Here is a 21,658-nt window from a genome sequence, read left to right on the forward strand (position 1 = left end):
GCGGCCCTACCCGAGGGCCCAGGCCACGTCCCGGAGCAGCGCGTGCCGCCAACCCGCGCGGTCGTGGCCGGAGGCCGACCTGGAGACCCGCACGGTCGCACCGGCCTGTTCCGTCAGGGACTCGACAAGGGCGCAGTGGGGGAGCATCCGCCGTTCGTGTTCCCCCACGTCGAACGCGATCCGCAGCCCGGACAGGTCGGGACGCGCGCGCAGCCGCGCCGCGATCGTGCCGCCGACCGGGCCGCCCAGGGGGTCCGGCAGCTCCGCGGCGCCGGGCGTCCACCACAGCGACGCCGACTGACAGGCGACACGCGACACCAGGTCCGGGAACTCCAGCGCCGCGTACAGCGCGCTCAGACCGCCGAGGCTCTGCCCGGCGACCACCGTCCGGCCGGGGTCGGCCCGCACCCCGCTCCCGGCCACCAGGGGCAGCAACTCGTCCCGCACCGCCTCCCACAGCGCGGGCCGGCACCCGAACTCGGCGTCGCGGTCCCCCGCCGGGAGGAACACCAGGGTGACCGGCGGCATCTCGCCGCTCGCGACGGCCGAGTCGAAGGCGGCCGTCGCCGGGTGCAGGTACAGCCAGTCGTCCCCGTCCAGCAGCAGGACCACCGGCCCGCCTCCGCCCACCGGGTGGATCCGCACGGTGCGCCGCCCGCCGAGCCGCTCGCTGGTCCAGCGCAGCCGGGTGCGGGGCAGCGGCAGGACGTCGGCGGCGTCGACCAGGGGCCAGTGCGGCTGGGCCGGAGCGTCCGGGGTCGCGGCGACCGAGCGCTCGCCGCCCGCGCCCGCGGGGTTGTACGGGTCGGCGTACGCGTCCTCGCCCACGACGAACCGGTACGTCACCCGCAGCCGCGCCGGCATGCGCACCTCGGCGTACCAGCAGTCCGTGTCGCGCCAGCGCCGCAGAGGCACCGGATCCGACCAGCTCTCGAAGACGACGCTCGCCGCCTGCGGCCCGCGCCGCAGGAACAGGGTCGTCCACCCGTCGCCGTCGGGTATCGACCGGGGCGTCGTCAGACCGTCCCAGAAGGCGTCGGTGCCGGGCACGGCGCTCAGCCCGAACGCGGCGAAGGCGTCCTCACCCTCCCCCCTCATGAACGTCTCCTTGTGGAGCGGAAATTCGGAAGGCTAAGCTCATCGCGCATTAGGCGAGCCTAACCTAATCCACTGGGAGGTACCGCGTATGAGCACCAACCCCTTCGACGACGCCGACGGCCGCTTCGTCGTCCTGGTGAACGACGAGGGCCAGCACTCGCTCTGGCCGTCCTTCGCGGCGGTGCCGGGTGGATGGACGACCGTGTTCGAGGAGAACACCCGGGACGCCTGCCTGGCCTACGTCGAGGCCAACTGGACCGACCTGCGCCCGCGTTCCCTGGCCGGGACCGCGGACGCCTGAGGCCGGGCCGCGTCACACGTCGCCCGTGAACTCCCAACTGCCGTGGCCGGCCCGGAGGATGTCGAAGCCGGGCACCGACCGCACGAACTCCGCCCCGCGCGGGGCGGTCGCGCGCCGGCCCTCGGACACCGGCACGTGGACCTCCGCCCGCGACCCGACGGGCACGCGGACCGCCAGCCGCAGCCTCCCGTCGACGGCGGACCACGCCACGGCCGCCTCCCCGCGCACGGTACGGATCGAGGTGCGCGCCCACTCCACCCCCGTACGGGCGTCGGGGCGCACGGTGAAGGTGTGCCACCCCGCGTCGCCGGGCCTGAGCCCGGCCACGTTCTCGTACAGCCACTGGGCCACGGTGCCCTGGAAGTAGTGGTCGCGCGAGCGGGAGTCCAGCGGCCACATCTCCCACATGGTGTCGGCACCGTTGTCGTGCCAGTAGCCCCAGCCGGGGTACGTGCGCCGGGTGGCCACGGCATGGGCGACGTCCGGGCGGCCGTGGGCGCACAGCACCCGCAGCAGCACGCTCGTGCCCAGGGCGCCGGTGTTGAGGTGGTTGCCGCGCTTCTCGATGTCGGCGACCAGGCTCTCCAGCACCGTGGCCCGGGCTCCCGGCGGCACCAGCCCGAACGCCAGTGGTATCGCGTTGGACGTCTGCCGGTAGTCCGGGTCCTTGGCCGTGCGGTAGTGCCCCTCCGGCCCGAGGAACGCCTCGTTGAACGCGTCCCGCAGCCCCTCGGCGGCGGCACGGTAGCGGACGGGGACATCGTTGTCGCCGGGCAGGCCGGTCAGCGCCTCGCCCAGCTCCGCGGTGTGCAGCAGCGCCCGGTACAGGTAGGCCGTCGCGGTCAGCCGGGTGTCCTCGGGCGGGTTGCCGCCGTAGCCGGGTGCCAGGTAGTCGCCGAGCGCGGTGACGGCCAGGCCGTCCCGCAGCCGGCCGAGTTCCCAGTCCAGGTAGCGGGTCAGGGTCTCCCAGTGCTCCCGGGCCGCCCGCTCGTCCCCGTACACCCGGTACAACTCCCGCACCACGAAGGGATAGACGGTCGTCCACTCGGGGGAGGGCCCGAGGTCGCCGTAGCCCCAGCCGCCGCTGGGCACGATCACGGGGAGCTGTCCTTCGTCGTTCTGGCTGTCGGCGAGGTCCCCGAGCCACTTGGACAGGAAGCGCTGCATCCCGAAGGCGTACGTCATGACCGGCGTGCCGAGCTGGGCGTCGCCGGTCCAGCCGTTCTTCTCGTACATCGGCGTGTCGGTGGGGATGCCGTGCAGGTTGTTCAGGACGGTGCGCCGCATGGCCCGGTCGAGCCACTCGTAGAACGGCTCCGAGCAGGAGAACGAGCTGACCTCGTCCACCCGGGAGTGCACCAGCCGTCCCAGCACGTCCTCCGGGGCGGGTCGGGCGGGCAGGCCGTGGACCTCGACGTACCGGAAGCCCTTGTACGAGAAGCAGGGTTCCCACACCTCCTCGTCCCGGCCGGCGCACACGTACTCGTCGGTCTGGAAGCGGCCCGGCACGTGCCCGGTCTCCGCGTGCACACCGCCGTCGTCCTCGAGCTTCTCGCCGTGGACGAGCCGGACCACCGTGCCCTCGGCGGCCCCGCGCACGGTCAGCCGGGTCCAGCCGGCCATGGTGCGGCCCATGTCCACGACGTACACGCCGTCGCGCAGTTCCTCGACGGCCTTCGGGCGGACGGTGTCGACGATCTCGATCGGGTCGTGCGGCTGGGCACGCAGCGTGCCGCCCGGCGCCTCGCGCACCCCGGCCGGCCGCCACCCCGAGTCGTCGAACCCGGCCCGGGACCAGCCGTCGGGTGCCCGCCGTGCGTCGTAGGTCTCCCCGGCGTACAGGGAGTTGGACAGGGTCGGTCCCTCGGTGATGCGCCACTCGCCGTCCGTGGCGACGGTGGTGCGGGTCCCGTCCGGGTGGTCGATCTCCAACTGCGCGAGCAGCCGGGGCTCGCCGTGCCACGGCGCACGGTGCCAGTTCCAGACGTTGGGCGTCGTCATGCCGTAGAAGCCGCGCCCGAGGGCGACCCCGATGGCGTTCTCGCCGCGCCGCAGCAGCTCCGTCACGTCGTGGACGGCGTACAGCACCGTCTCGTCGTAGTCGGTGAATCCGGGGTCGAGGACCTGGTCGCCGACGCGCCGACCGTTGATCTGCGCCTCGTAGTAGGCGAGTCCGCTGATGTGCAGGCGTGCGCGCGCGACGCGGCCGCGCACGGTGAAGGAGCGGCGCAGCAGCGGGGCGGGCGCCTCGGGGCCGGTGACGGTGACGTTGCCGCCCCAGGGCCCCTGGCCGTAGGGGGCCAGTACGGCGGCCGGTTCCCAGCCGCCGTCGTCGAACCCGGGCCGTTCCCAGCCCTCTTGCGCGGTGTCGGTGGTGCGCCAGCCGTCACCGGTGCGCAGTTCGTGGGTGCGCCCGTCCTCGGTCTCGACGAGGAGACGGGCGAGGAACCCGCCGGGGTTCACACTGGCCCCGGGCCGGTTGGTGGCGAGGGCGGCGACGAGGATCCCGCCGTCGGCGGAGCGCGCCTGCTCCGTGACGTCCGCCGTGCGGCCGGTACGCCAGCCGTCGGTCTGCAACGGTGCGTGGAGCACCTGTTGCCCGCAGACGTAGAGGGTGAAGTCGTCGTCGGCCGTGGCGCTCACCACGGCCCGCTTCACCGCGGAGCCCGCCGGCAGGGTGAGCGTGGCGCGGAACCGGCGTTCGCCCTCCGGGGCGTTGGAGGAGGTCGCGCCGGGGGACCAGATCCAGGACGCGCCCTCCAGGGACGGCGGCGCGGGCGGCTCCTCGGCGCCGATCCAGCTCGCCCGCCAGCCGTCGGCCGGGAGCGAGGTCTCCCACCAGCGGCTCTCGCTCCAGCGGGAACGGCGTCCGGCGGCGTCCCAGACCCGGACCTGCCAGTGGTAGCGGGTGCGGGGGAGCAGCGCGGGCCCGCCGTAGGGGATGCCGACGCTGCGGTCGGAGACGACCTTGCCGGAGTCCCACACCATGCGGGTGCCCGAGCCCCGGCCGCCGGAGTCCCGGGTGACCCGGACGTGGTAGGCGGTCTGCCGGGCACCGTGCCCGGGGGCGGCCAGCTCCCAGGAGAGCCGCGGGCGTTCGACGTCCGTGCCGAGCAGGTTCTCGGTGTACTCGACGCTGGTCCGCACGACGCGCAGACCGGTCCCGGTCGTCCCCGGCTCCGACGGGCCGCCGGCCCTTCCGCCGCCCGCTGCCGCGACCGCGCCGCCGCCGGTCAGCGCCGTGACGCCCGCGACACCCGCGGTCGTCACGGTGCCCCGGAGGAAGACTCTTCGGTTCCAGCCCTCGGTTCCGTTCCCGGTCGGTCTCCCGGTCGTTTCCTCGTTCGATTCCTCGTTCATGCGTGTCCGCCTTTGCGCTTGAAACGATTCAACCGCTCGCTTCACGATCCTATGCACCCGCTGTCGACCGCATCAAGGGATGCGACAACGGCCGCGCCGGGCGCTCAGTCCTCCTCGTCGAGCCGGGCCAGCCGTGCCGTCACGTCGTCCGCGAGACGGATGAGGAGGCGCGTGAGGTCCTCGCGGTCCTGCCTCGGCCAGTCGGCGAGCGCCTCGGCGAACCAGCCGAGCAGGGATGTCACGTACCGGTTGGCGGCCTCCAGTCCGGCTCCGGTCGGTTCGATGAGGCTCGCACGCCGGTCGTGGGGGTCGGCGACCCGGCGTACCAGGCCGCGCTTCTCCAGCGCCTGCACCTGGCGGGTGACGTGCGGGCCCACGACCTGCATCCGGTCGGCGATCTCGCCGATCCGCAGCGGCTGGTCGGCCGTGCGCAGGGTCACCAGCACGCCCATGGCGGGGCGGTCGAGGGCGAGCCCGGCCGCCTCGGCGGCGCGTTCCGTGAGCCGTCCCTTGTTGAAGGCGGCACTCAGCTGGGTGAGCCGGGGGAGCACGGTGAGCAGGTCGTCGTGCCGATCGTCCGAGGTGGAGGGTCCGGCGGCGTCGCGGGTCATGAGATCTCCATTTGCATACCTGACTTAGGTATCTATATCGTGGGGAGCGGCCGGTGTCCGGGAGGGCGCCGTACGGCCTCCATAAAGATACCTAAGGTACGTATATGTGTCGCTCGTGCGGCACGTGCCTCCGTCTGGCCGGGGTTCGTCCCGGTGGAAGGGTGAGAAGCCATGGTCCACACATCCCGTCCCGCTCGCCGCGTACTGATCTCCGGGGCAAGTATCGCGGGCCCCGCGCTCGCGCACTGGCTCGACCGGTACGGCTTCGAGGTGACCGTCGTCGAGAAGGCGGCCGTCGTCCGGGGCGGCGGCTACGCGATCGACGTGCGCGGCACGGCCCGCGAGGCCGTGGACCGCATGGGTCTGCTGGCGGAGCTGAGCAAGGCGCACGTAGACAGTCGGCGGATCACCTTCGTGGACGCCGCGGGGGAGGAGATCGGCTCGCTCCAGCCCGAGCAGCTGACCGGGGGAGAGGCGGGGGTCGACCTCGAGGTCCGGCGCGGCGACCTGGCCGAGGTGCTCTACGCCCCGCTGCGGAAGCGGGTCGAGTTTCTCTTCGAGGACTCGATCGCGGCACTCGACGACACCGGCGACGCCGTCCACGTCGTCTTCGACAGCGGCCTGCGCCGCACCTTCGACCTCGTGGTCGGCGCGGACGGCCTGCACTCGAACACGCGCAGGCTGGTCTTCGGCCCGGAGGAGTCGTTCCACCGCTACCTCGGGCGCGTCTTCGCGGGCTTCACGCTGCCGAACGAGTTCGGGCTCGCGCGCGAGGCCGTCATGTGGAACGAGCCGGGACGCAGTGCCGTTCTCTACGCCCACGAGCCCTCCGACCGGGTGCACGGCTTCCTCAACTTCACCCGCGACACCCCGCCCTTCGAAGCCTTCCGCGATCCCCGGGCCCAGCGGGACCTGGTGGCGGCGCGCTTCCCGGAGCGGGCCTGGCATCTGCCGCGCCTGGTCGAGGCCATGCGGGAGGCCGACGACCTCTTCTTCGACGTCGTCAGCCAGATCCACATGCCCACGTGGTCGCACGGGCGTGTCGTCCTGGCGGGCGACGCCGCGCACGCCACGTCGTTCATCTCCGGCCAGGGATCGAGCGTCGCGCTCGTGGGCGCGTACGTCCTGGCCGGCGAGCTGGCCACGCACGCGGACCACGCCGACGCCTTCGCGGCCTACGAGCGCCGGCTCCGTCCCTTCGCGGAGCGCAACCAGGCGCTGGCCACCAGCGGCGGCTCGGCGGTGACCCCCACGACGCGCCAGGAGCTCGATGCCCGCAACGCGCTGCTGCGCGACCCGGAGGCGGCCGCGAGGGCCATGGTGACGGCGAGCGCGCAGGAGGGCAGTGCGGCCCACTCGTCCCTGGAACTGCCCGACTACCCGCGGGCAGCCTGAGCGGAGGCGGACCCGTCCGACGGACCGGCCTGCGCGCGCCAGCCGTGCAGGAGCAGGTCGAACACCGTCTCCACGGTCGCCCGGGGATCGTGCCGTCCGGTGGTCAGGGCGGGGATCTCCAGGACGAACCGGGCCAGTGCCGCGCACGCCAGGTCGTCCGGCTCCCGGTCGAGTTCCGCGGCGATCACGGTGCTCAGGGTGTCGGCGTGTCGCATCCACATGCGCTCCGAGTACTCGCGGAGCGCCGGCGTGTCGCTGACCAGGGCGGTGAAGCGCGCCCGGCGCGGATCGGTCACGATCGGCACCCAGGACTCCAGGGCGTGTGCCCGGAGCGCCTCGACCACGCCCTGTCCGTCGGGCCGTTCCCGCACGGCGGCGGCCAGCGCGGCGTCGACGTCCTGCTCGCGGTCGAAGACCAGCGACTCCTTGCTCGGGAAGTGCGCGAAGAGGGTCGTCGTGGAGACATCGGCCTGCTCGGCGACGTCGCGGACGCTGACCCGGTCGAAACCGTGCTCCAGGAACAGCTCCAGGGCGGCGTCGGCGATGGCCTGCCTGGTCGCCGCCTTCTTGCGCTCGCGACGGCCTGGGGTCGGGGAGTCGGGCATGGCGCCACTCTAACGCACGACTGGAACGACACAGCAACCGAACCAAGGCAGAAATCAGAGTGACTAAGAAACTGGAACAGTTGCAGTTTCTCACTCGTTTCTGCTTTGGTGGTTTCCACGGGGGACCCGCCAACGGAAGGAAGCCACCATGAACTCGCCGACGCCCGCCGCCGCGCGGATCAGCATCATCGGAGCGGGCCCGGGAGGGCTCACCTGCGCACGTGTGCTGCGTCAGCACGGCATCGCGGTGACGGTGTACGACCGCGATCCGGACGCCGCCTCCCGCGACCAGGGAGGTTCGCTCGACCTGCACGAGGAGGACGGTCAGCTCGCGCTCGGCGAAGCGGGCCTGCTGGAGGAGTTCTTCGCGCTCGCCAGGTGCGAGAGCCAGGAGGAGCGCCGCTTCGACACCGAGGGGCGGCTCCTCGGGCACCGGCTGCCGGGCGAGGGCGAGACGGCCCGCCCGGAGATCGACCGCGGCCAGCTCCGGGAGCTCCTGCTGGGCTCGCTCGACGCCGGGACGGTGCGGTGGGGACACGGCCTGGAATCGGTGAGCGGGCCCGCCGACGGACCGCGGACGCTCACCTTCACCGACGGGAGCACCGTGCAGACGGACCTCGTGATCGGAGCGGACGGCGCCTTCTCCCGCGTCCGCGCGGCGGTGTCCGACGCGGTGCCGCGCTACACCGGGGTCGGCTTCCTCGAAGCCTGGTTCGACGACATGGAATCCGCGCACCCGGAACTGTCCGACCTGGTCGGCCGGGGCAGCGCCCACGTGGCCGACGGACAGCGGGGCCTCTTCGCGCAGCGCAACAGCGGTGGCCACATGCGTGTCTACCTCATGCGCAGGGTCGCCCCGGACTGGATGACGGCGAGCGGGCTGCGTCCGGACGACACCGAGGGCATCCGTGCCAGGCTCCTCGCCGAGTACGCGGGCTGGTCACCGCTGCTGCTCCGGATGATCACCGAGAACGACGGCCCGTACGTCGACCGCCCGCTCTTCGCCCTGCCGGTGCCGCACACCTGGCGGCACACGCCGGGCGTGACCCTGCTCGGAGACGCCGCGCACCTCATGCCCCCGCTCGGCGTCGGAGTCAACCTCGCCATGCTCGACGCCGCGGAACTCGCGCTCGCCCTCGCGGCGTCCGCCACCGTCGACGATGCGGTGCGCACCTACGAGAAGACGATGCTCCCGCGCTCGGCCGAGATCGCCGGCATGCTCGAGGGCGGTGCCGGTTTCCTGCTGGAGGAGCCGGACGCCGAAGACCTCGCGCGGCTCGGTGCACCCGGAGCGGGCGGCGGGGCGGGGGAGTGACGCGGGCCCGTGGTGCCATGCCCGCCCGGGGAGCGGGGCCTGCCGGGTCGGTAGGCTCGAGCCCATGGCTGCGCTCCTGCCGTTCGTGCTCCTCGCCGGTGGCCTCGCCGCGGTCCTCGGCTGCTTCACCTGGCTGGCGTCGCGCATACGCCGCCGGGGCCTGGCGGGCGGGGCGATGAGCGCGGCCCTGGCCTCCTACGAGGAGGCGTTCCGCGCCACGGCGCACGCATCCCACGTCGAGATCCGCACCCAGGCGGAACGCAGGTCCCCGCTCCTGTCGCCCGACGACGACTGGCGACGGGGTCCCGCCGCGCCGGACGGGACCGGTGCGGCGGCGGGCCGGACGGCTGGCCGCGGTCCTCGCGGGCCCCGACGCGGTCCGGCCCGCTGGTTCCGCCGCCGACGCGGCCCCCTCGCGACCGGGCGCTCCGGTGGGCACGAGGGGGCGGGCGGGCCGGACGGGTCCTAACAGCTCAGGTTGCCGCCGGGCTCGACGCCGAGGAGCTGGGTGAAGCGCTCGTAGTTGTCGATCCGGCTCTGGACCTGCCCGGGGTTGCCCCCGTCGCACTCCAGGCTGCCGTTGATGGACCGGATGGTCTCCCCGAACCCGGCGCCGTTGACCATGGCGTCGTGCGGGGTCATGGTGCCGGGCCCCGTCTGGGTGTTCCAGTACCACAGGCCCGTCTTCCAGGCCACGGCCGAGTCGTTCTGGACCAGATCGGGGTTGTTGAGCAGATCGATGCCGAGGGCGTCCCCGGCGGCCTTGTAGTTGAAGTTCCAGCTCAGCTGGACGGGCCCGCGCCCGTAGTACTTGTCGTTGCCGGCCGGGCAGCCGTACGGCTGGGATGCGTCGCAGTAGTGCGGGTAGTTGGCGGTGTTCTGCTCCACGACGTACACCAGACCGCCGGTCTCGTGGCTGACGTTGGCGAGGAAGGCGGCGGCCTCCTGCTTCTTCACCGTGTCGCTGCCGGTGTTCGAGAACCCCGGGTAGGCGCTGAGCGCGGCGGTGAGGCCGCTGTAGGTGTAGAAGGAGTTCCGGCTCGGGAACATCTGGTCGAACTGGGCTTCGCTGACCACGAATTCGGCGGCGGTCCGGGTGTCGGACTTCTCGGCGACGGCCGACGGCGCCATGGTCAGGGTGCACAGGGCGGCGGCCGCACCGGTGGCGGCCAGCAGTGCGAGCTTGCGGTGCTGCACGGTATCGACTCCTGCTCGGTGGGGGGAGGGACGCAGGGACGGGCGGAGCGGGCCGGAGGAGGAGGGTCCGGGGGTGCGATCGCCCCGGACCCTCCGTCCGGCCCGTCAGCCGCCGACGTTGACGTCGATGCAGGCGTAGAACGCGTTGGACGTGTCGGCGACGTTCCACACGGCCAGGACCTTCTGCTGTCCGGTGAGTCCGCCGAAGTCGACCTGGTGGTTGACGACCGCGCCCGGCTTCGCGCCGCCGTCGTCGAACAGCGCGATCCGCTGACCACCGACGTAGTACTCCCACGTGCTGGTGGCGTGCTGCGCGGTGAGCTGCCACGAGAACGTCGTGGTCTTCGACACCGGGGTGACCTTCCAGCCCTTGCTGTCGTCGTCCAGCTCCGCGAAGCGGCTGTTTCCGCCACTGCAACTGGTCAGGCCCTTGGGGCCCTCGACGCTCTGCGGCTCGTACGTGATGTCGCCGCAGGACACCGTGCCCGCGGCGCACTGGGCCTGGCGGCTGGGCGGGTCGGAGATGTAGCCGTGCGCGCTCGCCGAGGAGGCGGGCAGGCTCACGGCCACGACGGGAGCGAGCACCGCGCCGATCAGGGCAGCGGTCTTCCGACGTGCGTGCATGGGAACTCCTTCACATCCGGCCGTCCCAGGCACGCGCGGCCATGTGTGGGGGGACCGCGCGCACGCCGAGTACGGCCTCTCGTGGGTGGGGCCAGGAGGCGCGAAGGTGACGCGCACTCACCGTCCCCACCGGGGCGTGGGACCCCGGCAGGGCTCAACTCCGTAAACGGAGCGGCGAGTTCTGTTGGACTAGACCATACAAGCGGTCGACGTGACCGTGTCAAGAGTGTGTCAACGGCGAACCGGGCCCCGGCGAATGCCGGTTGATCAGACCCTCCATCGCGTCGGCGGGCAATGACGGATTACCGGCCGCCGCTTCCACCACCTGCCAGTCGGCGTCGTCCAGTAGTTTCAGGAGAACCGGCGGGGGAAGTGCCGGATGACCGGCGGCCCGGCGACGCCCTTGTTCGTCCGCCAGGCAGGCGAGCAGGGCGGCGGCCGTCGCGCGGGGGTGCCGGGCGACCTCGCGCAGCGCCTTGCGGACCGCGTTTCCGTGCCGGGTGAGTTCCTCCAACAGGGCTGCCGAAGTACTGGGGTTGACGGCCACCTTGGCGACGACCCGGCTTCCGTGCCGGTCCACCATGGCGCGCAGCTGCCCCTCGGACAGACCCGGGTCCGCGGCGAGGGACTTCACCACCTTCGCGTCGGCGTCGGCGGCCAGTGCGTCCCGTATCCGGGCGGGCAGATCGCGCCGCTGGGCCAGGAGCATCCGTCCCGTGGGGTCCGACGCCCGGGCCAGCTCCTCCACCTCCCCGGCGGAGGCGGTGGCGATCCGGGGCAGCAGGGTGGGGCCGATTCTGGTGGTCCCGGCGACCTGCACGAGCACGTCGAGGGGCACGCTGGGATTGAGGGCGACCGCGCGCCGCACCCCGTGCGAGGAATCGCCGGACAAGGAGCGCAGCAACGTGCCGCCGACCGCCGGGTTCGCGGCGACTTCCTCCCGGACCCCGGGGACGGGATCCGCCGCGAGTAGGCAGCTCACCTCGGGGGTCAGGTCGGGGCGGGCCGCGAGCGCCCGGCGCAGCAGTGCCGAAGGATGGCCGGTGAAACCGGCGGCGGCCTCGGTGGGTGTGGCGACGTTGCACAGCGCCGCCTGCTGGATGTCGTGCACGGTGGACTTGTGGGAGCCGTCGCAGGACGCCCCGGGCGGCAACTCGCAGTCGGGCCGCGGACATTCCGGGTGATGCGTGAACGGAACCGCTTCCTGGTCGCAAACCAGGCACCGCTCTGCGGCAGGCAGTCCCGCACCAGTCAGCAGCGCCGCCAGGAGACCCGACGGGGTTGCCTCGTTGGCCGCGACCGCGCGGCGGACCTCGGCGTGCGGATGGGCCGCCAGCCGGACGGTGACGTCCCGCGAAGCGCACAACGCCAGCTCCGCGACGACTCGTACGTCGTTGTCCGCGACCAGCGCCTCGACCACGTCGGACGGGAGGCGCGGGCAGGAGGCCAGCTTCTCCCGGCGGGCGTGGTCCGGGTCGTCCGCGAGCAGCCGGGCCCACCGCGGGTCACCACCGCCCTCGCCTAGCAGTGCGAGGGCGGCGTCCGGCCGTGTCACCGGGTCGATGTCCGCCTCGGTCAGCCGTCCCTCGTGCACGAGCCGGACCGCGCACTCCGGTACGCGCGAGACCAGGGCGAGCACCTGTGACCGGCTGAGATCCCGGCGTCCCGCCAGTTCGTCGGCGGTGTCGCCGTCAGCGACCGTGATCAGTCGGTCGACCAGTTCGGCCGGCAGCGCGGGGTTGGTGGCGAGGCCGCACAGAACATGGTTCACAGCGGGCATTCTGCCTGGTCCATGACGGAGCGCGGGCCGGGCCGGGGTCCCGCACCGGCAAAGGGGCGCCGGGCGCCGGTGCGGTCCGGGTCTCACTTGGAGTCGAGGCGGCCCAGGGGATGTGTGTCTCCGGCGAGGTCCCGCCGCGCCGCAGTCCAGTCGGCGCTGTCGACGCCGAGGGCGTGTCGGAGGTAGGCCAGGGTCACCCGTTGGACCAGGGCGACGTGGGCGGGGTTCTCGTCGGTGGTCTCCGCGGCCTCGTAGCCGGAGATCCCGCCGAGGAAGTGTTCCGCTCCGAAGAGGGTGAGGAGGCTCTTCCGGCCGGGGCTCAGGACATACGGGTCGGCCGTCCAGTCCGCGCCGCGCACGGTGAACGGGAGGTCGTCCCGGTCGCCCGCGACCACGAGTGCCGGGGTGGTCATGTGTGTGAAGTCCGGGTGCCTCAGCCACGGGAGGTGCTGGGCCGCGAACGGGGTCAGATCGTCGCCGCCGCTGCCGGCCGTCGCGAGCAGCACGCCCGCCTTGATCCGGGGGTCGGACAGGTCCTCGGCCTCCCCGGTCGCGGGGTCGCGCACGCGCAGGCCCAGCAGGATGCCCGCGGTCTGGCCGCCGAAGGAGTGACCGGCCGCCGCGACACGGCTTCGGTCCGGACGCCCCCGGAGGCCGGGAACGGCCGCCTCCACCAGGTCCAGGCCGTCCAGGACGCGCTTCATGTCCTCCACGCGCGAGCGCCACAACCCCGGCCTGCGCGGGTCGTCCTCGGGAAGGGCCACGCTCTTCGAGTCGAGGTGGGTGGGCTGGATCACCACGAAGCCGTGGGCGGCCCAGTGGTCGGCGAGCGGGCCGTATCCGTCCAGCGACGAGCCGAAGCCGTGCGCCAGGAGCACGACGGGCAGGCCGTGCCCGGTCGCCGGGGCGGACACCCGCACGCGCAGGTCCTCGCCACGCTCGGGTGCGCGCAGCACCACGGGTTTGACCGAGACGACCGGAGCGGTGGCGGCGTCACCGGCCGCCGCGAGGGCTGGTGCGGTCATGAAAGGACCTTCTCTCTGCTGGTCAAAGGGGTGGGGAGAGGGACCCGGAACGAGGCGGGGTCCTCGGGGGTTACGCTAAAACCTGACGCCGACGTGAGAGGCAAGTCGTACGACGACCGCCTCACGAGAGGAGGCGCGGGATGCGCATCGGGGAGCTCGCCGCCAGGACGGGCGTCAGCGTGCGGGCGCTGCGCTACTACGAGGAACAGGAGCTGCTCGTCGCGGAGCGCAGTCACAGCGGCCAGCGGCACTACCCCGAGGGCGCGGCCGACCACGTCCGGCTGATCCAGCAGCTCTACGCCGCGGGCCTGTCGAGCAGGACCATCGCCGAACTCATGCCGTACGCGGCCGACGGCAGGGCCACGCCCGAGCTGCTCGACCGGTTGTCCACCGAGCGGGAGCGTGTCGAGGGCCGGATCGCCGAACTGGTCGGCACCCGGGACCGACTGGACTCCGTCATCACCGGTGCCACGGGGAACCTCCGCACCGGCCGGTCCTGCCGCGCCGGGACCTCCTGAAGCGGACCGGCGGCCCCGGCGCCGTCCAACCGGAGGCCCGGAGGCCCGGAGAGCTTGGGCCGTTACCCTGCACACCGTGATCAACTTGCCTGCGTCCCGCGACCACACCGGTGCGCGTCATGACGACACGGAAGTCGCGATCGCCGCCGCCCGGGCCGGCGCCGAGACCGTGCGAGCCCGCTACGGACAGCGGCTGACCCGATTCGACAAGGGCGGCGGGGACTTCGCCACCGACGCCGACGTGGCGGCCGAGGAGGCGATCCTCGACGTCATCCGTGCCGCGCGGCCCCACGACGCGATATGCGGTGAGGAGGGCGGGCGGCGGGGAGCGGCCGACGCGGCGCGCCAGTGGCTGGTGGATCCCCTGTGCGGCACGCTCAACTACGCCGCGGGCACCATGGCGGTGGCCGTCAACGTGGCGCTGCGCGACGGCCCGGCGGCCGTGGCCGATCCGTTCGGCGGCGAGGTCCTCTTCACGGACGGCGAGACCGCCCGGGTCCGGCGCGACGGCCACGACACACCGCTGGAGCCGAGTGCGGCCACCCGGCTGGTCGACGTGAACCTGGACCCGCCCTTCCCGGGAGCGCCCGCGTTCCGGGCGGTCGACCTGCTCGCCCACCCCGGTTTCGTGCGGCGCCTGCGGCCGCGGGTCGTGTCCACGACGCTGGCCCTGGCCTGGGTCGCGGCCGGGAAACGCGCCGCCTACGTCACCGACGGCACCGGCCTGACCGAGAGCGTGCACTTCGCCGCCGGCATCGCGCTGTGCCGGGCGGCCGGCTGCGTCGTCACCGGAGTCGACGGCGCGCCCGTCGGCCCCGCGGGCCGCGGTCTCGTGGCGGCCGCCGACGCCGGGACGCACGCGCTGTTGTTGTCGCTGATGCGTGCCGATACGCGCTGACGCGTGAGGAGCGCCCCGGTAGGGCCGACCGGGTAGAGGATGCCCCACGCGGTGCCGCCCGCCCGGGAAACGACCTCGCCGCTGCTAGTTTCGCCAGCCGTCGGACGAATGCGGACGTCCCCCTCGGATGCGGGCGCCGCCTGCGGAGGGAGTACGGGTGAGTGGTGTGCGCGAGGAAGAGTCGGGGAAGGGCGCCCCGTTCGGGCGAAGGACCTTCATGGCGTCGGCCGTCGTGGCGGCCGCCGCGTCCGTCCCGGCCGCCGCACCCGCCGTTGCGGCCGGGCCACCGGAGGGTGCCGCGTCGGGCTGCCGGTCCGTGGCGCGCCTGCTCGCGGTCCCCGAGAGCGGGCGCGGTGTCGACTGGCTCAGAGAGGCCCTTCAAATCGCTGTAGCACTCGAACTCGCCACCATCCCGCCCTACCTGTGCGGATGGTGGTCCGTGGGCGACCGCACGAGCCACGTCGCACGGCTGATCCGCCGCATCATCGGCGACGAGATGTACCACATGGGCGTCGTCTGCAACCTGCTGGTGGCGGTGGGCGGCCGGCCCCGGATCACGGACGCCGCCCTCGCCTACCCCGGCCCGCTGCCCGGCGGCGTGCGCGAGGAGGTGAACGTCTACCTCTCCGGCCTCAACAGGCCCTTCGTGCACGACGTGATGATGGCCATCGAAGCCCCGGAGGCACCCCTGGCCCGAGGCCTGAACAACTCGCCCGGCATCGGTCACTTCTACGACGACCTGCTGCGCGCCTTCCGGGCCACGGCACCGCCGCTGTCGGCCGGCGGGCAGTTGTCCCAGCGCATCGGCTCCGACGTCCTGGAACCCGTCACCGACCTCGACGGCGTCGAGCGGGCGATCGAGATCATCAAGGAACAGGGCGAGGGCACCACCAGCTCCCCCGAGGACGCCTTCGGCGACGACCACCCGGCCCACTACTACGCCTTCGGCGAGATCTACCACGGACGGCAACTGCGCCGGGAGGACGACGGCTGGCGGTTCACCGGCGCCCCCGTACCCTTCCCCGACGCACGCCCCATGGCCCGGGTCCCGGCCGGTGGCTGGCCCGGCCCCTCGCAGCGGGTCGGGGAGCTCCTCGACCGTTTCGACACCGCCTACGCCGAGGTGCTCAGCACCCTCGAGGCGGCCTGGGCCCACGGCGACGCGCGCACCCTGGGCTCGGCCGTCCGGACGATGCGCGGGCTGGAGGGCCCCGCCGTGGAGCTGATGGAAACCGGCATCCCGGGCGGCCGCGGCACCTACGGCCCCCAGTTCCGTCCGCCCCGCGCGTGAGGCCGGCCGGCACGAGTCGAGTCGACGCGCGCGGCAGGGTGCGCGCGCCCCTTTGGCTACTGGACCTGCATGATCTGGATCAGGTTTCCGCAGGTGTCGTCGAGGACCGCCGTGGTGACCGCGCCCATCGCCATCGGCTCCTGGGTGAAGTGCACCCCGAGCGAGCGCAGCCGGTCGTGCTCCGCCCGTACGTCGTCCACGGCGAAGGAGGCGGCCGGGATGCCGTCCTGGGCCAGCGCCGTCCGGTACGGTCCCACCGCGGGGTGACCGGACGGTTCGAGCAGCAGCTCGGTCCCGTCGGGGGCCTCGGGCGAGACCACGGTCAGCCACCGGTCCTCACCCGCTCCCACCGGCACGTCGTGCTTCTTCAGGAAGCCCAGGGTCTCGGTGTAGAAGCGCAGCGCGTGCGTCTGATCGTCGACGAAGACGCTGGTGAGGTTGATCTTCATGGGGTCATCTCCGGTGCGTGGGTTCCGGGCCGTCGGGTCACGAGGTGCTCGGGCGGGCCGGAACCCTCCTGACTCTCCGGACCCTCCGCGACACCACCTGCCTATCAAGGGCCCGCGTGTCCGGCAACGGCCCAGACCTCGGCCAGGGCCGAGGTGGTGAGCACCCGGTCGGGGCGGCCGTGTCCCGCCAGGGTGCCCGCGCGGAGCAGGAGACAGGCCTCGGCGGAGCGTGCTGCCTCCAGGTCGTGGGTGGCGTGGACGACCGTCACGCCGTCGGCCACCAGGTCCGTCAGGAGGGCGGTGATGCGCTCCCTGGCCTCCGGATCGAGGCCGGTGGTCGGTTCGTCCAGGAGGAGCAGGTCGGACTGCTGGGCGAGTCCCTGGGCTACGAGGGTGCGCTGCCGCTGTCCGCCCGACAGCTCCCCGAGCTGACGCGGGGCGAGGTCTGCGATGCCGAGCCGGTCCAGGGCCGAGTCCACGATCAGGCGGTCCCGGCGGTTCAGTCGCCGCCACGGTCCGCGCTCGGCCCACCGCCCCATCTCCACGGTCTGCCGGACGGTCAGCGGCAGGGCGTCCGCGACGGCGCCGCGCTGCGGCACGAAGGCGGGCGGCCGCTCGCCGTCCCGGTGCAGGACTCCCGATGTCGGGCGGATCACACCGGCCAGCACGCCGAGGAGTGTCGACTTGCCGCTGCCGTTCGGCCCGACCAGTGCCGTGACGGCCAACGCCGGTATCTCGCAGGAGAGTTGCCGCAGGACCGGTCGCCCCGGGTAGCCGGCGGACAGGCCGGTCAGACGGACTCGTGACGTCCGTCCGGGCGCGGCGGGGGGCGAGGGGCGGGATTTGTTGAACATGATTTTCATTGTAGTGTCCTCCGTATGGATTGGTTGACGGCCCCGTTCGAAGTGACGTTTGTGCAAAGAGCCTTGTGGGGCGGCATCCTGGTGTCCGCCATCTGTGCCCTGGCCGGCACCTGGGTCGTGCTCAGGGGGATGGCCTTCCTGGGCGACGCCATGTCCCACGGGCTGTTGCCCGGGGTCGCGCTGGCCGCCCTGCTCGGCGGCAACCTGCTGCTGGGAGCGGTGGCGAGCGCGGCCGTCATGGCGGCGGGCGTCACCGCGTTCGGGCGCACCCCGAGACTCTCCCAGGACACCGGCATCGGCCTGCTCTTCGTCGGCATGCTCTCGATCGGCGTGATCATCGTGTCGCGTTCGCAGTCCTTCGCCGTGGACCTGACCGGCATCCTCTTCGGCGACGTCCTCGCCGTCCGCGAACAGGACCTGCTCGTGCTGGGCGCGGCACTGCTGGCGGCGCTGCTCGTCTCCGTGCTCGGCCACCGGGCCTTCCTCGCCCTCGCGTTCGACCCGCGCAAGGCCCACACCCTCGGACTGCGCCCACGGCTCGCCCACGCGGTACTCCTCGCCCTGCTGGGCCTCGCGATCGTGGCCTCCTTCCACATCGTCGGCACGCTGCTCGTCCTCGGCCTGCTCATCGCCCCGCCGGCCGCGGCCCTGCCCTGGGCGCGCGGCGTCCGCGGCGTCATGGCCCTCGCGGCACTCCTCGGCGTCACCGCCACGTTCGGCGGGCTGCTCCTGTCCTGGCACCTGAGCACCGCCGCCGGTGCGACCGTCTCGGCGGTCGCGGTGGCCCTGTTCTTCCTCTCCCACACGGCGTCCGGCCTGCGGCACCTCCGTACGCGCCCCGCCGCCCCCCTCCCGACCGTCGACTGAAGGAATCCGAGGCGATGGAACCGACCCTCCGCAGAGACACGACTCGCCGGCTCCCGACCGCACTCGTCCTCACCGCCGCACTGCTCGCCACGGGCTGTTCGCAGCAGTCGGACGGCGGGCGGGAACCCGCGGCGACCGAGTCGTCCGCCACCCCGCACGGCTACGTCGAAGGAGCGCGGGAAGCGGCCGAGGAACAGTCCCGGCTGATCCTCGGCGACCCCCGCACCGGCGCGAGCCGGGTGCTCGACCTCGTCACCGGCAAGGTGCACGAGAGCGCGCCGGTGACCGGCGCCGACGGGCTGAGCACGGACGGCCGCTTCGGCTTCTTCCGCACCGGCGGCGGCACGCACGTGGTCGACGGCGGTGCCTGGACGGTGGACCACGGCGACCACGTGCACTACTACCGGGCGGCGATACGCGACGTCGGCGACCTGCCGGGCGCCCGCGGCGCCGAGATCCGCAGCGACGCCGCGGTGACCGCGGCGACCGACCAGGACGGCCGGACGACGCTGTACGACCGGACGGCGCTGGAGAAGGGAGAGGTCGGGCCCGCCCGGACGCTCGACGGTGTGCACGCCGGCGCCGTCGTCCCGTACGAGGAGCACCTGGTCGCGCTCGCCGGGGACGACGAGTCCGCGAAGGTCGCCGTGTACGACCGCACGGGCCGCCGGGTCGCCTCGCCCGACGCGACGTGCGAGCGGCCCAGCGGCGACGCCGTCACCCGCCGCGGCGTCGTCCTCGGGTGCGCCGACGGAGCCCTGCTCGTCAGCGCCGAGGACGGGACGTTCACGGCCGAGAGGATTCCCTACGGACAGGACGTGCCCGAGAAGGAACGGGCCACCGCCTTCCGTCACCGGGCCGGCAGCGACACGCTGACCGCACCCGCAGGCGAGCGGGCCGTGTGGGTCCTGGACGTCACCGACCGCGACTGGACCCGGGTGAGGACCGGGCCGGTCCTCGCGGCCAACACCGCCGGGGAGGGCTCACCGCTCCTCGTCCTGGAGACCGACGGCGCGCTGCACGGCTACGACATCGCCACCGGCAGGCCCACGGCCCGGACCGAGCCCCTCCTGACCGGAGCGGCGAAGACACCCGCCGGCGCGGGAGCACCGGTCGTCGAGGTCGACCGCAGCCGCGCCTACGTCAACGACCGCACCGGCAAACGCGTGTACGAGATCGACTACAACGACGCCCTGCGCGTCGCGCGCTCCTTCGACCTCGACATCGCACCGGGGCTGATGGCGGAGACGGGCCGATGAGGGAGACGGGACGCACACGGATCCGGGTGGCACGGCTGCGCCGCCTCCTGGTGGGGCTGCTCGCCCTGGTCACGGCCGCCACCGCCACGGCCTGCTCCGCCACGGACGAACAACCCCGCATCGTCGTGACCACCAACATCCTGGGTGACATCACCCGCCAGGTCGTCGGCGACCAGGCGGAGGTCACGGTCCTGATGAAGCCCAACGCGGACCCGCACTCCTTCGGACTGTCGGCGGTGCAGGCCGCCCAGTTGGAGCGCGCGGACCTCGTCGTCTTCAACGGACTCGGCCTGGAGGAGAACGTCCTGCGGCACGTGGACGCCGCCCGCGAGGCGGGCGTGGCGACCTTCGAGGTCGGCCGGGCGGTCGATCCGCTCACCTTCCGCACCGGTGACGACGGCGGACCCGAGGGGGAGCCGGGCAGGCCCGACCCGCACTTCTGGACCGACCCCGACCGCGTGCGCACGGCCGCCGGACTCATCGCCGACCGCGTGAGCGAGCACGTGACGGGCGTGGACGAGGACGCGATCCGGGCCAACGCCGCCCGCTACGACGAGCAACTGACCGACCTCACCGCCTTCATGGAGAAGTCCTTCGACCGGGTGCCCGAGGACCGGCGCAACCTGGTGACCAACCACCACGTCTTCGGCTACCTCGCCGACCGCTTCGGCTTCCGCGTCATCGGCGCGGTGATCCCCAGCGGCACGACGCTGGCCTCCCCCAGCTCCTCCGACCTGCGCTCGCTCACCCGGGCCATGGAGCGGGCCGGGGTCCGGACGGTCTTCGCCGACTCCTCCCGGCCCACGCGGCTCGCCGAGGTCCTGAGTACCGAACTCGGCGACGGCGTACGGGTCGTGGAGCTGTACTCCGAGTCCCTCACCGCCGCAAACGAGGGTGCCGCCACCTACCTGCAGATGATGCGCGCCAACACCACCGCCATGACCGACGGACTGGCCGTCGGCAGCCCGAAAGGAACGCACAGTTGAACAAGTCCACACGCAGCAGGGCCGTCACGGGGGCGGCACTCGCCCTGGCGGTGTCCGCCGTCCTCACCGCGTGCGGCGGCGGCGACACCTCGTCGTCGGACGCCGCGTCCAAGGGCGACGGGAGCCCCGTGCCGGCGACGCCCGCCGCCTCGGTGCGGGACCCCCTGGTCGCCACCTTCGACGGCGGCCTGTACATCCTCGACGGCACGAGCCTCGAACTCACCAGGACCATCGACCTGCCCGGCTTCAACCGCGTCAACCCCGCCGGGGACAAGGAGCACGTGGTCGTCTCCACCGACAGCGGCTTCCGGCTGCTGAACGCCGCCCGGCAGAGCCTCACCGACATCGAGTACAGGGGCGCGAAACCCGGCCACGTCGTCCGCCACGCCGGGAAGACCGTGCTCTTCACCGACGGCACCGGCGAGGTCAACGTCTTCGCGCCGGGCGACCTGGGCACCGGCGAGAAGCCGGACGGGCGCACCTACAGGTCGGCCGAGGCCCACCACGGCGTCGCCATCGAGCTGAGCGACGGCCGGCTCCTCACCACCCTCGGTGACGAGGAGAAGCGCACCGGCGCCCTGGTGGTGGACAAGGACGGCAAGGAGATCGCCCGCAGCGAGAACTGCCCCGGCGTCCACGGCGAGGCGGCCGCCCGCGGCGAGGCGATCGCCCTGGGCTGCGAGGACGGCGTCCTGATCTACAAGGACGGCCGGTTCACCAAGGTCGACGCCCCCGACGACTACGGCCGCACCGGCAACCAGGCGGGCACCGAGGAGTCCCCCGTGCTCCTCGGCGACTACAAGACCGACCCGGACGCCGAGCTGGAACGGCCGACCCGCATCTCCCTGATCGACACCGAGACGGCGAAGCTGCGCCTGGTCGAGCTGGGCACCAGCTACTCGTTCCGCTCCCTCGCCCGTGGACCGCACGGCGAGGCGCTCGTCCTCGGGACGGACGGCGCCATCCACGTCATCGATCCGGACAAGGGCACCGTCGAGAAGAAGATCCCGGCGGTGGGGGAGTGGCAGGAACCCCTGGACTGGCAGCAGGCCCGGCCCACCCTGTTCGTGCGCGACCACACCGCCTACGTGTCCGAACCGGGCAGGAAGGCCGTGCACGCCATCGACCTCGAATCCGGTCGGAAGCGGACCTCGGTGACCCTGCCGAAGGGCACCAACGAACTGTCCGGAACGGTCGCGGGCCACTGACGGCCACG

21 protein-coding genes are annotated in these 21,658 nt (G+C 73.0%); 11 read left to right on the forward strand and 10 right to left on the reverse strand.

Annotated elements, in window-relative coordinates; translation table 11 throughout:
- Positions 1-6: 6 nt before the first annotated feature.
- A complete protein-coding gene (locus ACFYZ3_RS11855) occupies positions 7-1,098 on the reverse strand; it encodes an alpha/beta fold hydrolase (protein ID WP_388515680.1) in 1,092 nt (363 codons plus the stop codon).
- 88 nt (positions 1,099-1,186) lie between these two features.
- On the opposite strand from ACFYZ3_RS11855, the gene ACFYZ3_RS11860 reads away from it, so the two are divergent.
- Complete coding sequence (locus ACFYZ3_RS11860) at positions 1,187-1,399, forward strand: MbtH family protein (protein ID WP_388515682.1); 213 nt, start codon at positions 1,187-1,189, stop codon at positions 1,397-1,399.
- A 12-nt stretch (positions 1,400-1,411) separates the two neighbouring features.
- Here the strand turns inward: ACFYZ3_RS11860 and ACFYZ3_RS11865 are convergent, their stop codons facing one another.
- Complete coding sequence (locus ACFYZ3_RS11865; protein ID WP_388515684.1) at positions 1,412-4,759, reverse strand: family 78 glycoside hydrolase catalytic domain; 3,348 nt, start codon at positions 4,757-4,759, stop codon at positions 1,412-1,414.
- Between the two features lie 104 nt (positions 4,760-4,863).
- Positions 4,864-5,370: a MarR family winged helix-turn-helix transcriptional regulator gene (locus ACFYZ3_RS11870; RefSeq protein WP_388515686.1), complete on the reverse strand. Its 507-nt coding sequence runs from the start codon at positions 5,368-5,370 to the stop codon at positions 4,864-4,866.
- 171 nt (positions 5,371-5,541) lie between these two features.
- Between ACFYZ3_RS11870 and ACFYZ3_RS11875 the strand changes: the two genes are divergently transcribed.
- Complete coding sequence (locus ACFYZ3_RS11875) at positions 5,542-6,765, forward strand: FAD-dependent monooxygenase (RefSeq protein ID WP_388515687.1); 1,224 nt, start codon at positions 5,542-5,544, stop codon at positions 6,763-6,765.
- On the opposite strand, the gene ACFYZ3_RS11880 is transcribed toward ACFYZ3_RS11875, so the two are convergent.
- Entirely contained in the window at positions 6,747-7,370 is a 624-nt protein-coding gene (locus ACFYZ3_RS11880; RefSeq protein WP_388515689.1) for a TetR/AcrR family transcriptional regulator, read from the reverse strand. The genes ACFYZ3_RS11875 and ACFYZ3_RS11880 overlap by 19 nt on opposite strands.
- Positions 7,371-7,518: 148 nt before the next feature.
- Here ACFYZ3_RS11880 and ACFYZ3_RS11885 point away from each other — a divergent pair, with 148 nt between their 5' ends.
- Complete coding sequence (locus ACFYZ3_RS11885; protein WP_388515691.1) at positions 7,519-8,685, forward strand: FAD-dependent oxidoreductase; 1,167 nt, start codon at positions 7,519-7,521, stop codon at positions 8,683-8,685.
- A gap of 64 nt (positions 8,686-8,749) precedes the next feature.
- Entirely contained in the window at positions 8,750-9,154 is a 405-nt protein-coding gene (locus ACFYZ3_RS11890) for a hypothetical protein (RefSeq protein ID WP_388515693.1), read from the forward strand.
- Here ACFYZ3_RS11890 and ACFYZ3_RS11895 read toward each other — a convergent pair.
- The 4 genes from ACFYZ3_RS11895 to ACFYZ3_RS11910 all read right to left on the reverse strand — a co-directional run bounded on the left by ACFYZ3_RS11895 (position 9,151) and on the right by ACFYZ3_RS11910 (position 13,311).
- Positions 9,151-9,882, reverse strand: a complete 732-nt coding sequence (locus ACFYZ3_RS11895; protein WP_388515695.1) for a chitinase — start codon at positions 9,880-9,882, stop codon at positions 9,151-9,153. The two genes, ACFYZ3_RS11890 and ACFYZ3_RS11895, sit on opposite strands and share 4 nt — an antisense overlap.
- A gap of 105 nt (positions 9,883-9,987) precedes the next feature.
- Positions 9,988-10,506: a lytic polysaccharide monooxygenase auxiliary activity family 9 protein gene (locus tag ACFYZ3_RS11900; RefSeq protein WP_388515697.1), complete on the reverse strand. Its 519-nt coding sequence runs from the start codon at positions 10,504-10,506 to the stop codon at positions 9,988-9,990.
- Positions 10,507-10,726: 220 nt separating this feature from the next.
- Positions 10,727-12,277 carry a hypothetical protein gene (locus tag ACFYZ3_RS11905; protein WP_388515699.1) on the reverse strand — a complete coding sequence of 517 codons (1,551 nt, stop codon included), beginning with the start codon at positions 12,275-12,277 and terminating at the stop codon, positions 10,727-10,729.
- Between the two features lie 92 nt (positions 12,278-12,369).
- Positions 12,370-13,311 carry an alpha/beta hydrolase family protein gene (locus ACFYZ3_RS11910; RefSeq protein ID WP_388515701.1) on the reverse strand — a complete coding sequence of 314 codons (942 nt, stop codon included), beginning with the start codon at positions 13,309-13,311 and terminating at the stop codon, positions 12,370-12,372.
- Positions 13,312-13,451: 140 nt separating this feature from the next.
- On the opposite strand from ACFYZ3_RS11910, the gene ACFYZ3_RS11915 reads away from it, so the two are divergent.
- The 3 genes from ACFYZ3_RS11915 (at position 13,452) to ACFYZ3_RS11925 (ending at position 16,018) form a co-directional block, all read left to right on the forward strand.
- Positions 13,452-13,829 carry a MerR family transcriptional regulator gene (locus ACFYZ3_RS11915; protein WP_388515702.1) on the forward strand — a complete coding sequence of 126 codons (378 nt, stop codon included), beginning with the start codon at positions 13,452-13,454 and terminating at the stop codon, positions 13,827-13,829.
- A gap of 76 nt (positions 13,830-13,905) precedes the next feature.
- Positions 13,906-14,727 (forward strand): inositol monophosphatase family protein, encoded by an 822-nt coding sequence (locus tag ACFYZ3_RS11920; RefSeq protein WP_388515704.1) that lies wholly within the window; start codon positions 13,906-13,908, stop codon positions 14,725-14,727.
- Between the two features lie 217 nt (positions 14,728-14,944).
- Positions 14,945-16,018: a ferritin-like domain-containing protein gene (locus tag ACFYZ3_RS11925; RefSeq protein WP_388515706.1), complete on the forward strand. Its 1,074-nt coding sequence runs from the start codon at positions 14,945-14,947 to the stop codon at positions 16,016-16,018.
- Between the two features lie 56 nt (positions 16,019-16,074).
- On the opposite strand, the gene ACFYZ3_RS11930 is transcribed toward ACFYZ3_RS11925, so the two are convergent.
- Positions 16,075-16,467: a VOC family protein gene (locus tag ACFYZ3_RS11930; protein WP_388515708.1), complete on the reverse strand. Its 393-nt coding sequence runs from the start codon at positions 16,465-16,467 to the stop codon at positions 16,075-16,077.
- A gap of 104 nt (positions 16,468-16,571) precedes the next feature.
- Positions 16,572-17,330: a zinc ABC transporter ATP-binding protein AztA gene (aztA, locus tag ACFYZ3_RS11935; protein ID WP_388515710.1), complete on the reverse strand. Its 759-nt coding sequence runs from the start codon at positions 17,328-17,330 to the stop codon at positions 16,572-16,574.
- Positions 17,331-17,345: 15 nt separating this feature from the next.
- Between aztA and aztB the strand changes: the two genes are divergently transcribed.
- Genes aztB through aztD form a run of 4 tightly spaced genes read left to right on the forward strand, consistent with a single transcriptional unit; the run spans position 17,346 to position 21,650 of the window.
- Positions 17,346-18,197, forward strand: coding sequence for a zinc ABC transporter permease AztB (aztB, locus tag ACFYZ3_RS11940; RefSeq protein ID WP_388515712.1), 852 nt, complete (start codon positions 17,346-17,348; stop codon positions 18,195-18,197).
- Positions 18,198-18,211: 14 nt separating this feature from the next.
- Complete coding sequence (locus tag ACFYZ3_RS11945; protein ID WP_388515714.1) at positions 18,212-19,456, forward strand: hypothetical protein; 1,245 nt, start codon at positions 18,212-18,214, stop codon at positions 19,454-19,456.
- Positions 19,453-20,442: a zinc ABC transporter substrate-binding protein AztC gene (aztC, locus tag ACFYZ3_RS11950; RefSeq protein WP_388515716.1), complete on the forward strand. Its 990-nt coding sequence runs from the start codon at positions 19,453-19,455 to the stop codon at positions 20,440-20,442. Before ACFYZ3_RS11945 ends, aztC begins: the two co-directional genes overlap by 4 nt.
- Positions 20,439-21,650 carry a zinc metallochaperone AztD gene (gene aztD / locus ACFYZ3_RS11955; RefSeq protein WP_388515718.1) on the forward strand — a complete coding sequence of 404 codons (1,212 nt, stop codon included), beginning with the start codon at positions 20,439-20,441 and terminating at the stop codon, positions 21,648-21,650. Before aztC ends, aztD begins: the two co-directional genes overlap by 4 nt.
- Positions 21,651-21,658: the final 8 nt, after the last annotated feature.

The sequence above is a fragment of the Streptomyces sp. NPDC001599 genome (genome assembly GCF_042893535.1).
Lineage (GTDB): Bacteria > Actinomycetota > Actinomycetes > Streptomycetales > Streptomycetaceae > Streptomyces.

Coding starts and splice junctions, on each gene's coding strand:
- ACFYZ3_RS11915 (WP_388515702.1), top strand. CDS start 13,452: ATGCGCATCGGGGAGCTCGCCGCCAGGACGGGCGTCAGCGTGCGGGCG.
- ACFYZ3_RS11900 (WP_388515697.1), bottom strand. CDS start 10,506: ATGCACGCACGTCGGAAGACCGCTGCCCTGATCGGCGCGGTGCTCGCT.
- ACFYZ3_RS11875 (WP_388515687.1), top strand. CDS start 5,542: ATGGTCCACACATCCCGTCCCGCTCGCCGCGTACTGATCTCCGGGGCA.
- ACFYZ3_RS11865 (WP_388515684.1), bottom strand. CDS start 4,759: ATGAACGAGGAATCGAACGAGGAAACGACCGGGAGACCGACCGGGAAC.
- aztB (WP_388515712.1), top strand. CDS start 17,346: ATGGATTGGTTGACGGCCCCGTTCGAAGTGACGTTTGTGCAAAGAGCC.
- ACFYZ3_RS11930 (WP_388515708.1), bottom strand. CDS start 16,467: ATGAAGATCAACCTCACCAGCGTCTTCGTCGACGATCAGACGCACGCG.
- ACFYZ3_RS11910 (WP_388515701.1), bottom strand. CDS start 13,311: ATGACCGCACCAGCCCTCGCGGCGGCCGGTGACGCCGCCACCGCTCCG.
- ACFYZ3_RS11855 (WP_388515680.1), bottom strand. CDS start 1,098: ATGAGGGGGGAGGGTGAGGACGCCTTCGCCGCGTTCGGGCTGAGCGCC.
- aztC (WP_388515716.1), top strand. CDS start 19,453: ATGAGGGAGACGGGACGCACACGGATCCGGGTGGCACGGCTGCGCCGC.
- ACFYZ3_RS11880 (WP_388515689.1), bottom strand. CDS start 7,370: ATGCCCGACTCCCCGACCCCAGGCCGTCGCGAGCGCAAGAAGGCGGCG.
- aztA (WP_388515710.1), bottom strand. CDS start 17,330: ATGAAAATCATGTTCAACAAATCCCGCCCCTCGCCCCCCGCCGCGCCC.
- ACFYZ3_RS11860 (WP_388515682.1), top strand. CDS start 1,187: ATGAGCACCAACCCCTTCGACGACGCCGACGGCCGCTTCGTCGTCCTG.
- ACFYZ3_RS11870 (WP_388515686.1), bottom strand. CDS start 5,370: ATGACCCGCGACGCCGCCGGACCCTCCACCTCGGACGATCGGCACGAC.
- ACFYZ3_RS11885 (WP_388515691.1), top strand. CDS start 7,519: ATGAACTCGCCGACGCCCGCCGCCGCGCGGATCAGCATCATCGGAGCG.
- ACFYZ3_RS11945 (WP_388515714.1), top strand. CDS start 18,212: ATGGAACCGACCCTCCGCAGAGACACGACTCGCCGGCTCCCGACCGCA.
- ACFYZ3_RS11890 (WP_388515693.1), top strand. CDS start 8,750: ATGGCTGCGCTCCTGCCGTTCGTGCTCCTCGCCGGTGGCCTCGCCGCG.
- ACFYZ3_RS11925 (WP_388515706.1), top strand. CDS start 14,945: ATGGCGTCGGCCGTCGTGGCGGCCGCCGCGTCCGTCCCGGCCGCCGCA.